Annotated in this window: 16 protein-coding genes; 1 reads left to right on the top strand and 15 read right to left on the bottom strand. The window is 42.2% G+C overall.

Translation table 11 applies throughout. The features are described 5' to 3' along the window. Window positions 1-79 precede the first annotated feature (79 nt). A complete protein-coding gene (locus ECA1_RS14340; RefSeq protein WP_060792850.1) occupies window positions 80-1,375 on the top strand; it encodes an ISL3-like element ISEfa11 family transposase in 1,296 nt (431 codons plus the stop codon). Between the two features lie 123 nt (window positions 1,376-1,498). Here ECA1_RS14340 and ECA1_RS14335 read toward each other — a convergent pair whose 3' ends face one another. The 15 genes from ECA1_RS14335 to rnr all read right to left on the bottom strand — a co-directional run bounded on the left by ECA1_RS14335 (window position 1,499) and on the right by rnr (window position 13,958). Next, window positions 1,499-1,957, bottom strand: coding sequence for a GNAT family N-acetyltransferase (locus ECA1_RS14335; protein WP_010749792.1), 459 nt, complete (start codon window positions 1,955-1,957; stop codon window positions 1,499-1,501). Between the two features lie 39 nt (window positions 1,958-1,996). Further along, window positions 1,997-2,272 carry a membrane protein insertion efficiency factor YidD gene (gene yidD, locus ECA1_RS14330; RefSeq protein WP_016608771.1) on the bottom strand — a complete coding sequence of 92 codons (276 nt, stop codon included), beginning with the start codon at window positions 2,270-2,272 and terminating at the stop codon, window positions 1,997-1,999. Between the two features lie 91 nt (window positions 2,273-2,363). Next, on the bottom strand, window positions 2,364-2,540 hold the full coding sequence (locus ECA1_RS17305) for a DNA-directed RNA polymerase subunit beta (protein ID WP_005228723.1): 177 nt from the start codon (window positions 2,538-2,540) through the stop codon (window positions 2,364-2,366). A 21-nt stretch (window positions 2,541-2,561) separates the two neighbouring features. Further along, complete coding sequence (murA, locus tag ECA1_RS14325) at window positions 2,562-3,854, bottom strand: UDP-N-acetylglucosamine 1-carboxyvinyltransferase (RefSeq protein ID WP_016608772.1); 1,293 nt, start codon at window positions 3,852-3,854, stop codon at window positions 2,562-2,564. Window positions 3,855-3,944: 90 nt separating this feature from the next. After that, window positions 3,945-4,178, bottom strand: coding sequence for a DUF1146 family protein (locus tag ECA1_RS14320; protein WP_008380880.1), 234 nt, complete (start codon window positions 4,176-4,178; stop codon window positions 3,945-3,947). A 160-nt stretch (window positions 4,179-4,338) separates the two neighbouring features. Continuing rightward, entirely contained in the window at window positions 4,339-4,761 is a 423-nt protein-coding gene (locus ECA1_RS14315) for a F0F1 ATP synthase subunit epsilon (protein WP_005228716.1), read from the bottom strand. A gap of 31 nt (window positions 4,762-4,792) precedes the next feature. Then, entirely contained in the window at window positions 4,793-6,199 is a 1,407-nt protein-coding gene (gene atpD, locus ECA1_RS14310) for a F0F1 ATP synthase subunit beta (protein ID WP_005231864.1), read from the bottom strand. A 26-nt stretch (window positions 6,200-6,225) separates the two neighbouring features. Continuing rightward, window positions 6,226-7,128 carry a F0F1 ATP synthase subunit gamma gene (locus ECA1_RS14305; protein WP_005228710.1) on the bottom strand — a complete coding sequence of 301 codons (903 nt, stop codon included), beginning with the start codon at window positions 7,126-7,128 and terminating at the stop codon, window positions 6,226-6,228. Window positions 7,129-7,143: 15 nt separating this feature from the next. Then, window positions 7,144-8,700 (bottom strand): F0F1 ATP synthase subunit alpha, encoded by a 1,557-nt coding sequence (gene atpA / locus ECA1_RS14300; RefSeq protein ID WP_005228708.1) that lies wholly within the window; start codon window positions 8,698-8,700, stop codon window positions 7,144-7,146. Between the two features lie 23 nt (window positions 8,701-8,723). Next, on the bottom strand, window positions 8,724-9,266 hold the full coding sequence (locus tag ECA1_RS14295; protein ID WP_010749797.1) for a F0F1 ATP synthase subunit delta: 543 nt from the start codon (window positions 9,264-9,266) through the stop codon (window positions 8,724-8,726). Next, window positions 9,253-9,777 (bottom strand): F0F1 ATP synthase subunit B, encoded by a 525-nt coding sequence (gene atpF, locus ECA1_RS14290; protein ID WP_005228706.1) that lies wholly within the window; start codon window positions 9,775-9,777, stop codon window positions 9,253-9,255. The genes ECA1_RS14295 and atpF overlap by 14 nt, the downstream gene beginning before the upstream one ends. A gap of 88 nt (window positions 9,778-9,865) precedes the next feature. After that, window positions 9,866-10,078, bottom strand: a complete 213-nt coding sequence (gene atpE, locus ECA1_RS14285) for an ATP synthase F0 subunit C (protein ID WP_005228705.1) — start codon at window positions 10,076-10,078, stop codon at window positions 9,866-9,868. A 32-nt stretch (window positions 10,079-10,110) separates the two neighbouring features. Continuing rightward, window positions 10,111-10,830 (bottom strand): F0F1 ATP synthase subunit A, encoded by a 720-nt coding sequence (gene atpB, locus ECA1_RS14280; RefSeq protein ID WP_008380872.1) that lies wholly within the window; start codon window positions 10,828-10,830, stop codon window positions 10,111-10,113. Window positions 10,831-11,123: 293 nt separating this feature from the next. Continuing rightward, the gene (smpB, locus tag ECA1_RS14275; RefSeq protein ID WP_008380870.1) at window positions 11,124-11,582 is read right to left on the bottom strand and encodes an SsrA-binding protein SmpB; all 459 of its coding nucleotides are present in this window, start codon (window positions 11,580-11,582) and stop codon (window positions 11,124-11,126) included. Between the two features lie 15 nt (window positions 11,583-11,597). Continuing rightward, window positions 11,598-13,958, bottom strand: a complete 2,361-nt coding sequence (gene rnr, locus ECA1_RS14270) for a ribonuclease R (protein ID WP_060792849.1) — start codon at window positions 13,956-13,958, stop codon at window positions 11,598-11,600. Window positions 13,959-13,960 lie beyond the last annotated feature (2 nt).

Below are 13,960 nucleotides of genomic sequence, written 5' to 3'. Positions count from 1 at the left end.
TTTAGGTATTAAAAAACATATCGTTCTCTAGTATGATTAAATCACCACAAAATAAACAACTGAGAGGACGATATGCTATATGAATGATTCTATCAAAAAAATGCTGAGAATAATAGAGAAAGATTTGATGATTACAGAGGTCTCTTACGAGACCCTTCAGAAGAAAAAGACGTTGGTCGTCGATGCTGTTCTCTCGCCTACTCCTCGTGCTTGTAGAAGTTGTGGTTCTACTGTGGTAGATGGAAACGGAAAAGCAATTATAGTGAAAAATGGGAAGAAGGAAACGATTGTCCGTTTTGAACAATACAATCATATGCCTTTGATTATGCGCCTAAAAAAGCAGCGCTATACCTGTAAAAACTGTCGCACCCATTGGACTGCTCAAAGTTATTTTGTCCAACCCAGACATTCAATCGCAAATCATGTTAGATATAAAATTGCTTCTTTACTGACTGAAAAAGTATCTTTATCTTTTATTGCGAAAAGCTGTCAGGTATCTTTGACCACCGTTATTCGTACATTGAAAGAGTTTAAAAGCTATTTACCAAAGCAATCTAAGAAGATTCTCCCAAGAGTATTGATGGTTGATAAATTTCGTTCGCATGCTTCCATAGAAGATAAAATGAGCTTTATTTGCGCAGATGGCGAAACAGGAAAATTAATAGATGTTTTGCCTACGCGTAAATTACCCCGATTAACAAGCTATTTCTTAGGTTGTACCAATCCGGAAGAAGTAGAATTCTTGGTGACAGACATGAACGCCGCCTACTTTCAGCTCACCAAACGTGTTCTGCCAAATGCGAAAGTAGTGATTGATCGGTTTCATATTGTCAAACACATGAATCAAGCGTTCAATGAGTTGCGTATCCGTGAAATGAATGAACTTCGTAAAGCCGGACAGAAAAGCCAGGCAGAAAAACTGAAAAAGAACTGGCGCTTTTTGCTAAAAAATCGTGCAAACATCAACCATTATGAATACAAAACATGGAAAAGTTTCCGAGCACCAAAATACCCATTTCTTACTGAAGCAATGATGATTGATCGATTGCTTGAGTTTTCTCCGCCCCTAAAGGAGGCGTATCCCTTTTTTCATGAATTAGTTGAAGCCTTTCGAGACAAAGACCCTGACTTATTTTTCTCCTTATTGGCAGAACTTCCCGAAACGTTAGATGACAGCTTTCGGGAAAAGCTTCAAAACCTTCTTACCCATGAAGAAGGCATCACCAACGCAATGATCTATCCTTATTCCAATGGAAAAATAGAAGCGAAGAATACCCACATAAAGACAATGAAACGAGTATCCTACGGATTTAAATCATTCGAGAACATGAGAATTAGAATCTTTTTGATCAATCAATTAATCAAAGTGAGATAACAAAAAATCTGAGCCAGAATGAGGTTCATTCTGACCCAGATTTGATTTTGCACAACTCATCAGTCCTTATTGACAAAGAGCCGAAAAAAACAGTCTCATTCACTTAGACTGTCTCTTCATCCATTAGAGTTGTTTTTCCAAAATCACTTGATCGAACAGCTGCTGCCCATTCTCAAAAATCGGTTCGACATAGTGGGTGGTGAAATAATTCTTCACCCGCTCTTTTTCAACATAGCCTTGCTTTTGGTACAAAGTCAAGGCTGCAGAGGGCAGACTACCAGTTTTGATCACTACGATCGGCCGTTTTGCCCCGAGGCGCTGACTGAGGATCGCTTCTTCGGCAGCTTGCAGCAATTGACGACCGATGCCCATTCCTTGCTTTTCTGGCGAAACGGCCACATTCATAATCTCCCAGTTCTTGCCTTGATTTTGATAAACTAGCACACCAATCATTTCTCCAGCTTCTTCATAAACAAGTGTTTGGCTATTATATAGATAGCTTTCTACGACTGCTTTATCAGGATCTGCATCCAGCAGCAACGCCCAAGGATACGCTTCATTAGGGGCGATTGGACGAATCATGGCTTTTTGGCTCCTTTTTTATATTTCTGTTGATTCCTTTTAACTTTTCCGATAACGGTACGTTGGTTTGACTTTGTCTTTCGTATTTCGTTTTAAAGTAAACGTCTGGGGTACGTAATCTATTCCGCCTTTTACAAAGGGATGGCAGCGTAAGATACGAGCTACCCCCATCAAGCCTCCTTTGGCTGCTCCATGGACTTGGATGGCTTGGATCATGTATCCTGAGCAAGTCGGATAATAACGACAGCTAGGAGGAAATAATGGGGAAATAAAACGTTGATAGAAACGAACAAAGCCGATCAAAAGTTTACTCATTCCTTGCCAGCCTTTCTTTTTAGCGTACGATTCAGTAAAGATAGATAGAAAAAACTAGGACTCAGCACGTGGCGTAAGTCCTAGTTATGGTTTATTTCATAAACTCAAAGATATGATTCCAAAGACTTGGAGAGAATACTTTAAAAGGACTGCCGTCACCGATCACTCCATAACCAATCATCGTTCCTGCTAGGAACAATAAAATAGCTAATAAAATGACGATTAAAATTTTTATCAAGCTAGTTAAAATATAACGGTTCAACTTCACTTTTTTTCTCTCCTACTCCTATTAGGCGTTAACTGGTACGACTTCTTCTACTGCGTCAGAAACTCGTTCAACAGATGCCCCTAATTGTTGCAATTTTTCGTGGAATTTGTAGTAGCCGCGATCCAAATATTTTAGATTGCGAACACGCGTCCGTCCCGTTGAACGCAAACCTAATAAAATCAACGCTGCTGCGGCACGTAAATCTGTCGCATAGACCAGCGCACCTTGTAATTCATGACCGCCTTCGATCACTGCAACGTTGCCGTCAATTTTTACATGGGCATTCATGCGACGCATTTCTTCTAAATGTTGGAAACGATTCTCAAATACCGTTTCATTCACAACACTCGTTCCTTGCGCTAATAATTGAATAGCAGACATTTGCGCTTGCATGTCCGTAGGAAAACCTGGATGTGGCATCGTTTTTACATCAGTCGCTTTCAAGCGTTCTGGTCCGACCACACGAATCCCTTCAGCGACTTCAGTCACTTCTGCACCCATTTCGATCAATTTTGAAATCAATGGACGATTGTGCTCTGAGATCGCATCTTTAATAATAACGTCTCCTTGAGTCATCGCTGCTGCAACCATAAAGGTTCCTGCTTCGATACGGTCTTGCACGATCGAATGATCTACTGCATGCAGGTGTTCGACACCTTCAATACGCATCGTTTCGGTTCCTGCACCAAAGACCTTGGCACCCATTTTATTCAAAATGTTTGCTAAATCAACGATTTCTGGCTCACGAGCGACGTTTTCGATGATGGTGATGCCTTTAGCTTTTACGGCAGCCATCATGATATTTTGCGTTGCGCCGACACTTGGGAAATCCAAGTAAATGCTATTGCCTTTTAACTCATCGGCGATCGCTTCTATGTATCCATCTTTTTGGATGATTTGCGCGCCTAGTGCTTGAAATCCCTTCAAATGTAAATCAATTGGTCGTTTGCCGATTGCACAGCCGCCAGGCATTGCCACTTTGGCATGTCCATTACGGGCTAACAAAGGCCCCATGACTACGATTGAAGCGCGCATTTGGCTCACATACTCATACGGTGCTTCGATTGCTAATTCTTGTGACGCATCGATCGTCATTGTGTTGTTTTCTTCTTCAAAATCGATTGCGACATTTAAATGCCGAATCACTTCTTTCATTGTTAATACATCGGAAAGGATCGGTACATTTGTTAATGTCGTTGTTCCTTCTTCCGCTAATAAGCTTGCCGCTAAGATAGGTAGAACAGCATTTTTTGCCCCTTCGATCTTCACTGTTCCAGTTAATCGATTACCACCTTGAACGATCATCTCTTCCATTTATGTTCCCTCCAAATAATGCAGTGACTCACACAAATCTTGCCAATTATAGCATAATATTCGGTGTTTTTGCATATATTAATGAAATTCTTAAAAACCTGTTAAAAATAAATTACGACATAACGCAATCAACTCAAGGAAAAAAGTACTGGCGGTGTAGCCTAATGCAATCGCAAGAAACACCATGACCATTCGTATCTGAGTCGTTCGTAAGGCTTTAAAAAAAGCATCGATCCGCACAGATTGCAATGCCCAAAATGCTAAATAGATGAACGCTAAATGACTCACGATTCGAATGATTGCATCAATTCCATACACTTGCATACTTTCTGCTCCTTTTTTCATAATTGAACATTCCTATCATACCACAAAGATGTCAAGATAAAAAATAATCTTTCTTGAAACCTTCATGAAAAGACTTTAAAAAGTTTTTAAAACGTTTTCTTGGAGAAACAAAAAAACAAAGGCAAGAAGCCCTTGTTTTTTAGGAATGTTTTGACACGTTGATTCGATTGATGGCGCGGTGCAAAGCAACCGTTGCGCGCCGAAGCTGGTCGATATCTTCGACTTGTTTGGCTTCTTCGATTTGGCGTTCTGCACGCTGTTTTGCTCTTTCTGCACGTGAAACGTCGATGTCACGATCACGTTCCGCACTATCGGCTACGATCGAGACAACATTGTCTCGCACTTCTAATATACCGCCGTTGACAGCGACCCAGTCGACATGGGTATCTGAATCAATCCGTTTGACCCGGACTTCATCAATCGTCAATGGAACGATGATTGGGGCATGATGCGGCAAAATACCGATCTCACCATCTGTCGTACGTGCAACCACGATTTTCGCGTGATGATCGTAAACCAAACCAGCAGGTGTCACCACATTGACTGTTAAAAATTGATCCATGAGGTTCCCCTCTTTCTTCAAGGCTGGTTAATTAATAGCCAATTTTTTTCGCTTTTTCAATGACATCTTCAATTCGTCCAACACTGCGGAAGGCTTCTTCTGGAAGATCATCATATTTTCCTTCAAGAATCTCTGCAAATCCTTTGATGGTTTCTTCAACTGGCACATAAGAACCAGGTTGTCCCGTAAACTGTTCCGCTACGTGGAAGTTTTGTGACAAGAAGAATTGAATGCGGCGTGCGCGGGCAACTAAGGTTTTTTCATCATCAGACAGTTCATCCATCCCTAAGATGGCGATGATGTCTTGTAATTCCCGATAACGTTGTAACGCATGCTGTACTTCAGTCGCTACTTCATAATGTTTTTCACCAACGATTTCAGGTGCTAACGCACTAGAAGAAGACGCCAGTGGATCAACGGCAGGATAGATCCCTTGTTCGGTCAATTTACGTTCCAAGTTGGTTGTTGCATCCAAATGGGCAAAAGCAGTCGCAGGTGCTGGGTCAGTGTAGTCATCGGCAGGGACATAGATGGCTTGAATAGACGTAACGGAACCTTTCTTCGTCGATGTGATCCGTTCTTGTAATTGCCCCATCTCAGTTGCTAATGTTGGCTGATACCCAACGGCAGACGGCATCCGACCTAGTAAGGCAGATACTTCAGAACCTGCTTGAGTGAAGCGGAAGATATTATCGATAAACAAGAGCACGTCTTGTCCTTCCACATCACGGAAGTACTCGGCTAATGTCAAACCAGTCAAGGCTACCCGCATCCGAGCACCTGGTGGTTCGTTCATTTGTCCAAACACCATGGCTGTTTTTTCGATAACGCCAGATTCTTTCATTTCATTATAAAGGTCATTTCCTTCACGTGTCCGTTCACCAACACCTGTGAAGACAGAGATCCCACCATGCTCTTGGGCGATGTTGTGGATCAATTCTTGGATCAAGACGGTTTTACCAACACCGGCACCACCGAAAAGTCCAACTTTCCCCCCTTTTAAATAAGGGGCTAACAAATCGATAACTTTGATCCCAGTTTCAAGGATCTCCGTACTTGTTGACAATTCATCAAAGTCAGGTGCTTTTTTGTGAATCCCACTGCGGGGTGCTTCTTCAGGGAACGGCGCTTCTAAATCGATGGTGTCCCCTAAGACATTAAACACCCGTCCTAAGGTTTCTGTCCCAACTGGAACAGAAATGGAGGCGCCTGTATCGATTACTTCCATTCCTCGTTGTAAGCCATCTGTTGATTCCATGGCAATCGTACGGATAACGCCGTCGCCAAGTTCTAAGGCAGCTTCTAACACAACTTTTGTTTTCTGCTCATCTTTTTTGTAAACAATCAACGCATTGTTGATATCTGGTAATGATTGGTCTAGAGAGAATTCCACGTCAACAACGGGACCAATGACTTGAACAATCTTGCCTGAACTCATTCGTATTCCTCCATTCGTTCTTGAAACTATTCTAACGCGGATGCCCCCGCCACAATTTCAGTAATTTCTTGGGTGATCGCTCCTTGGCGCGCTCGGTTGTATGAGATCGTCAAGTCCCCAATAATATTTTTGGCATTATCTGTTGCTGTTTTCATCGCTGTCATTCCGGCAGCATGCTCGGCTGTTTTTGCGTCAACAATCGCACCATAAATCAAGCTTTCAGCGTATTGAGGCAGTAATTGATTCAAAATCGCTTCTCTGGAAGGTTCAAACAAGTATTCTTGTTCATAACTTTCGGCTTCTTCAGGATCTAAATCGGATATCGGCAACATTTTCTCCACACGAAATTGGCTAGTCAATGAATTGATGTGATGGTTATAACACACATATAATTCATCGAAGACCTCGTTTTGGTACATCGTGGTTGCCAATGTTACGATTTTACGTACCTCATCAAAGCTTGGTTGATCCGAAAGGTTTCTTAACTCGTACGCCAAATTGATGCCCCGTGCTTTGAAAAAGTCAGCGCCAGTTGCACCAATGGCAATCATGACATACTCTTCTTCTTTTGCATGGTCTTCATCCAGCATGGTCATCATTTGTTTTAAGATGGAACTATTATAGCCGCCCACTAGACCGCCATCAGAAGTGATGACGATATAGCCTGTGCGTTTGACCGGACGACTAACCAACATACTGTTATAGTTCACACCATCTTTAGGACCAGAACCTGCAAGATCGGAAAGCTGCTGCGCAGTCAAATGCGTAACGATTTCACGTACTTTGTTGGCATACACTTGAAACTGTTTCGAATGAGCTTCAGATTTTGTTAATTTTGCAGCTGAAACCATTTGCATGGCCTTTGTGATTTGGCTGGTTTTCTTTGTTGAGGCAATTCGTTGCTTGATTTCATTTAATGAAGCAGCCATTTTCTCTCACCTCTTTTATGCGTTTTGCATTGTCGATATTTTATCTTGCGGTGTCACCCGAGAACTGTTGGATGCCATGAAAATATCTTTGAATGCTTTAATGGTGTCATCTAACAAGCTTTCTTCTGGCAAGTCTTTCGTTGTCCGAATGGTTTCAAAAATCGTTGCTGCGTTTGCTTCGATATACTCAAATAATTCTGCTTCAAAGTCCAATAGTTTATTGACAGGTACACTATCAATGAATCCATGCGTCAACGCATAAAGAATCACGACTTGTTTTTCGACTGCCAATGGTTCATGTAGTTTTTGCTTTAAGATTTCAACGGTACGACGACCGCGGTTTAATTTGGCTTGTGTCGCAGCATCTAGATCAGACCCAAATTGTGTGAAGGCTTCTAGCTCGCGGTAACTTGCCAAGTCCAAACGCAAGGTTCCAGCAACTTTCTTCATCGCTTTGATCTGTGCAGAACCACCAACCCGTGAAACGGACAATCCAGCCGCTACGGCAGGACGCACACCTGAATAGAATAGGTCATTTTCTAAGAAAATTTGTCCATCTGTGATAGAAATCACGTTGGTTGGGATATAGGCTGAGATATCCCCCGCTTGCGTTTCAACGAACGGCAGTGCCGTCATTGATCCGCCACCTAGTTCATCACTTAATTTCGCTGCACGTTCCAATAAACGAGAGTGCAAGTAGAAGACATCCCCTGGGTATGCTTCACGACCTGGCGGACGGCGTAGAAGGAGAGAAAGTTCACGGTAAGCGACTGCTTGTTTTGATAAGTCATCAAAGACGATCAAAACATGTTTGCCGTTATACATGAATTCTTCTCCCATTGCTGCCCCGGCATAAGGTGCGATGTAAAGCAATGGTGCTGGTTGTGAAGCACCTGCTGAAACAACGATCGTGTAATCAAGTGCACCGTAACGGCGTAATGTTTCTACTTGTGCACGAACCGTTGAGTCTTTTTGACCAATAGCGACATAGATACAGATCATGTCTTGCCCTTTTTGGTTAATGATCGCATCGATCGCAATCGTTGTTTTCCCGGTTTTCCGGTCACCGATGACTAATTCCCGTTGGCCACGACCGATTGGTACTAAAGCATCAATAGCTTTCAACCCTGTTTGCATTGGTTCCGATACGGATTTCCGTTGCATTACACCTGGTGCAGCTGCTTCAACTGGGCGTGATTTGTCTGTTTCGATCGGACCTAAGCCATCGATCGGTTGCCCTAATGGGTTCACTACCCGGCCAATTAATGCATCGCCGACAGGAACTTCCATGATTTTACCGGTTCGTTTTACTTTGTCTCCTTCACGAATGGTTTCAAAATCACCTAGGATGATGATACCGACATCGTTTGATTCTAAGTTTTGTGCCATCCCATAAGAACCGTTTGAAAACTCAAGCAGTTCTCCACTCATGGCATTTTCTAAACCGTGGGCGCGGGCGATCCCGTCCCCAACATATGTGACAGTACCGATTTCTTCTACAGAAAGTTCGTTCTGATAATTTTTAATTTGCTCTTTGATCAAGGCACTAATTTCTTCTGCTTTGATGGCCATCCGATTCACCTCTTATCTCTTGTTTATCTGCCGATTTTTTGTCGCAGATAATCCAGTTGGCTCTTAATACTACCGTCGATCACTTGATGATTTGCTTCAACGATGACTCCGCCTAAAATCGTTGGATCGACCGTTTCTTTCAATTGTGCCTGCTTGTACCCAAGCTTATCGGCGATTTGCTTTTCGATTTTGCTTTTTTGTTCTGCTGACAAAGCAACAGCCGTTGTGATCGTTCCGAGAACAAGACCTTGATATTCATCGTAACGACGTTCGTATTCATCAATGATCAGCAATAGATCATCCATGCGATCATATTCATAAACGATCTCTAAGAAATTTCTGACCAAGCCTTCAAAGCCCTTCAGCAATTGATCGACTAATTGTCTTTTTTCATGGAGATCCAAGCGGTTATCCGTCACGATCTGACCGAATGTTGGAATCTCCTGATAAATCTGACGCAAGGTCATTAATTCTTGGTAAACTTCTGTCAAGCGCTGTTCTTCCATCGCCAATTCGAACAAGGCTTTTCCATAGCGTTTTCCCACTGTGAATTTATCGAGTTTCATTAACTGAACCCAATCCTTCGATATATTGATTGATTAGGGATTCATGATTTTCGGGAGTCAATTCGCGGCCTAAGATTTTTTCTGCGATTTGAAGCGAAAGTTCTGCAACATCATCTTTCACTTCTTTTAACGCAGTTTCTTTTTCAAGGGTGATATCTGAGTTTGCTTTTTCTTTCAAACGAGCCACTTCTTCTTTGGTCTCGCTCAAAATATTTTGCCGACTCAATTCCCCGCTATCTTTGGCGCTCTTGATGATCTCCGCAGCTTCAGAATGAGAACGTGCCAATTTTTCTTGGCGTTCTTTTTCTAATTTTGCTGCATTCAAGCGTGATTGTTCCGCTGAATCCAAATCATTGGCGATTTTATCTTCCCGTTTTTGCATCATGCTGCTGATGGCATCCCATGCAAAATGTTTCAATAAGAATAGCAAAAGAAGAATTGATCCGCTGACAACGATAATATTGCCAAGCATTGGATTTTGAACTTCCGCTATAACCAACTGATTTAGCATAACGATTCTTCCTTTCTGAAAGTCATTGTTTCATTAGAAAAAAGCAAAAACGAGTGCAATTGTTCGTTTCTGCCTTTTCGTGCTTGTCTTATCGGAAGACTAATAACAGCGCGATAACTACCCCTAGAATCGGTACAGCTTCGACTAACGCTACCCCGATAAACATTGTTGAACGTAGTTGACCTGACATTTCAGGTTGGCGTGCCATTGATTCGATCGTTTTTGCGATTACTTGTCCGTTACCATATCCTGCACCAATTGCTGCTCCGATAATTGCTAGTCCTGCTCCAATAAAGTTCATTCTTTTTTCCTCCTAATTGTATGTCGATTCGATTAATGTTCTGCCACGATTTTGTGGCTCATAAATACCATGGTCAATGTAACAAATACATAAGCTTGGATCGCTCCAATAAAGAGTGAGAAGCCAATCCAGATCATTTCTAGCGGCATCACGATCGGTAATGACCACCAACCAAGACTAATAAACATGTTGGCAATCAATCCTAATAACACTTCCCCTGCGAATATATTTCCATATAAACGCAAGCCTAACGTGATGACATTCGTAAATTCTTCGATGATTTTTAGCGGCAATAAGAACCCCACCGGTTTCAAGTACGAATTGATCAAGTAATTTTTGAAGCCCAACGACTTGATCCCAAAGAAATGTGTCAAGGAAATAACCATAAGTGCGAGTGTCAGTGTAACAAACGGGTCTGCTGTCGGACTTTTCCATAAGGTAATGTCATCTGTCGTCACGATTTTTGTGACTAACCCGATCTCATTTGCCACAAACACAAAAAGAAACATTGTTACACCGAGCAAATGAAAGTTGTTCACTTGAGATCCTGGTAGATTGTCCGCTACGATACCGCGAACAAAGTCAATGACCCATTCAATGAAGTTCTGCTTCCCTTTCGGTTTCATTTGCAGATTACGTGTACAAATAAAGACCACCAAAAAAACAATAATACAAGAAATGATTGTCATCATAGCTACAGTTCCATCAAACCATATAGGACCGATATGAAACATAAGCGATTTATCTTCCAATCTTTCTCACCTCTTTTCCTGTCATCTCCAGAAAAAAATCTGGTGTTACAATGCGTTTCCTCTCATAACAATCGGTATCATACCACCACGAATGGAAAATTTCAAAGCATTTTCAAGAAAATTAGACAAAAAACTCACAATGCTAAAAATCCTAAATTAAATGAAAAATCCCCGTGTCGCTATGTGGAAGAAAAAGCCTGTTATATCAACAGCTTTCCCTTAAATGCTACCAAATTTAGCGCGATTTTCAAAGCAATAACCTCTATCGGATTCTAAAAGAAGTTCTTAGAAAATTAGAAATTTCTAAGAACTCGGTCAATTTGTCTTTCTTGATCTTTGCGTTTCAAGGATTCCCGCTTGTCATATTCGCGTTTTCCTTTCGCTAAACCAATCAAAACTTTGGCATAACCATCCTTGATATACACCTTTAATGGAACGATCGTCATGCCGGTATTTTTTGTTTCGCCAATCAGACGAGCAATCTGCTTTTTATGCAGTAACAGTTTTCTTGTCCGTAGTGGATCATGATTAAAAATGTTTCCTTGCTCGTAAGGGCTGATATGCACATTGACTAAGAATGCCTCACCATTGCGAATGCGTACAAAGCCGTCTTTCAAATTGATCCGACTGTTACGGATCGCTTTGATCTCTGTTCCCTGTAAGACGATCCCCGCTTCGATCGTATCGAGGATCGTGTAATCATGGCGGGCCTTTTTGTTTTGGGCGATTAATTTCCCTTCTCCTTTAGGCACGGGCCATCCCTCCAATTATTTTTTCTTGATTCCTTTATAAAAAGGTTTTTTCTTTTTCACTTTGCCAGCTTTCTTTGATTTGCCTTTACCGGTTTGTTCAAAGCGTTTCCCTTGGTTTTTCTCAGGGTTGCGTTGCTTTTTCCCGCGACGGTTCGCTTCATTTTTTTGATGGTTGTTTCGTTTGTTAGCTTTTGGTGCTTGCAGTTTTTCGACTTCTTCTGCTGCTACCAATTCAAAATCGATCTCTCTTGTTTCAGGATCAGCTTTCACGACTTTGATACGAACTTTTTGACCAATTTTAAAGGTCAAGCCTGTCCGTTCCCCTACAAGTGCCAGATGGTTTTCCAAATAATGGAAGTAATCTTGCTTCAGATTATTGATATGGATCAGCCCTTCAATCGTGTTAGGCAATTCAATAAACAAGCCAAACTTAACGACGGAACTGATGATACCCTCAAACTCTTCTCCTACTTTATCGGCCATATACTCAGCTTTTTTAAGCGCATCGACTTCTCTTTCTGCATCGACTGCTCGTCGTTCCATTTGGGAGCTGTGCATGGCGATGTCAGGCAAGATTTCCGCCCATTTGTTTTGGTTGGCTTCAGAGACATCTTCACTGTAAGAACGAATCAAGCGATGCACGATCAAGTCGGGGTACCGACGGATCGGTGACGTGAAGTGGGTATAATCTTCCGCTGCCAAACCATAGTGGCCGACGTTTTCTTCTGAATACTTCGCTTGCTGCATACTTCTGAGCAGCATCGTATTGACAACCATTGCCTCTGGCTTATCCGCGACATCTTCAACCACTTTTTGCAGTTGTTTTGGTGAGATCGAGCCGTTGGTTTGTTTGACTACGATCCCTAAAGCAGATGCAAAATCAAAGAAGCGGCGCATTTTCTCTTCTTTTGGTTCCTCATGGATCCGATAAATAAATGGTAAATGCTTCCGATTGAAATGGCGCGCCACGGTTTCATTGGCTGCCAACATGAAGGACTCGATCAATCGTTCGCCGACGCCACGTTCTCTCAGAACGATTTCTTGCGGGTGTCCTTCTCCATCGACCAAGACTTTTGCTTCTCGGTCTTCAAAAGAAACCGCCCCACGTTTGATGCGCATCGTTTCTAACACGTGGTGCAAGGCGGCCATATCATGGAACATCGGTACTAGTTTCGCATATTCTTTGCTGGTTTCTGGATCATTGTCTTCAATAATTTGATTGACTGCCTGATAAGTCATGCGGGCACTTGTTTGAATAATACTTTGGAAAATATTGTAATCCGTGACGATCCCCTCTTGGTTGATCCACATTTCACAGCTCATGGCCAACCTTGGCACATTCGGATTCAACGAACAGATCCCGTTTGATAAACGTTGTGGGATCATCGGGATCACTCGATCCGTTAGATAGACACTCGTTCCCCGCTCAAAAGCTTCTTTGTCCAACGCACTGTTTTCTGTCACATAATAAGAAACATCGGCGATATGCACGCCCAAATAGAAGCTGCCGTCAGGCAATGCTTTTACCGTCACCGCATCATCCAAATCTTTGGCATCCGCTCCATCGATCGTTACGATCTGTTGATCTCGCAAATCCCGTCGTTCTGGAAAGTCAGCAGGATCGATCGTATCGGGTACTGCATCTGCCGCTGCCAAGGTTTCTTCCTCAAATTTTGTGGGAATCCCATTCGCCACGACGATCGATAAAATATCCATTCCAGGATCGTTTTTATGCCCCACAACTTTTGTGATCAACCCCTCTAAGCTTTTCGAATAGCCTTTTTCTGGATAATGGCTGATCTCAACGATCACGATGCTGCCGTCTACTGGACGAATTCCTTGGGCGCCGATAAACACCTTTAAATCGCTTAGTTTTTTATCTTTAGGTTGAACAACGCCATATAGATCCGATTCTTCGATCTCTTTTTCGTCAAATAATGTAAACTCGCCGACCAACTGACTGATGGCGCGTTGTTTGATTTCTACGACCTTTCCCTCTGCGCCGCGATCTGAAAAAGGATCGGCAACATGCACGATGTCTACAGCAACGGTATCGCCGTCCATGGCATAGCCTGTTGCTTCTTTAGGTATATAAATATCGTCTTCTTCTTCATCCAACGTGACAAAGCCGAAGCCTCGCTCATTGGCACGGAAGGTTCCTTCCACAAACACACGTTTCATGGGTAATTTCACTTTGCCTTTTTTGTTAAAAATCACACTGCCTTCTCGTTCCATCGCCGCTACTGTCTGGACAAGATTCTTAAAGTCTGTACTTTTTTGAAGTCCTAGACCTTCAGCAATTTCTTCCATTGAAAAACTTTTTTTACGGCTTTCTTCGAGAAACTGAATGATTTTTGTTTTAATCGTTTCTGTCATAA

It is taken from the genome of Enterococcus casseliflavus NBRC 100478, assembly GCF_001544095.1.
Lineage (GTDB): Bacteria > Bacillota > Bacilli > Lactobacillales > Enterococcaceae > Enterococcus_D > Enterococcus_D casseliflavus.
This window is presented reverse-complemented; position numbering and strand designations above follow the sequence as displayed.